The 525-nt window shown below is 58.9% G+C and carries 1 protein-coding gene; it reads left to right on the plus strand.

Features of this window, described 5'->3' with window-relative positions:
- A partial coding sequence (locus U5A67_RS40525) for a plasmid pRiA4b ORF-3 family protein (protein ID WP_321818843.1) occupies positions 1-523 on the plus strand: 523 nt, incomplete at its 5' end.
- Between the last annotated feature and the right edge of the window lie 2 nt (positions 524-525).

Raw genomic sequence — 525 nt, forward strand, 5'->3', positions numbered from 1 at the left:
GGTCGACGGAAACATCACGCTGCGCAAGCTCCATCACATTCTCCAGGCAGCCTTCGGATGGACCGATGCCCATCTGCATGAATTCGAGGTTGAAGGGCGAACATACGCGATGGGCGACAACGAGAACATGCTAGACCTGTTCGCAGAAGACCCGGAAATGATGGACGACCGCAAGGCGCGCCTGCACAGACTCATCTTCCAGGGAGCGCAATTCCTGTATCGATATGACTTCGGTGACGGCTGGCATCACGACATCCACGTAGAAGAGGCTGCGCGCATTGACCAGGAGCCCTACAGCGAAGCGTGGCTCCTCGCGGGACAACGGGCGTGTCCACCGGAAGATGTTGGTGGCACACACGGATATGACGAGATGCTGCGTGTGCTAAGCCAGGAGCCGGACAGTGACGAAGCACACGACTACAGAACCTGGGCGGGCGAAGACTTCGACCCTGAACTGTTTGATCGCAGGGCAGCTAACGCAGCGCTCCTCCGCATGGGGTGGAACGGCTGGGGTAAGAAGTAGCG

The sequence above is a fragment of the Paraburkholderia sp. J69-1 genome (assembly GCF_905220255.1).
Lineage (GTDB): Bacteria > Pseudomonadota > Gammaproteobacteria > Burkholderiales > Burkholderiaceae > Paraburkholderia.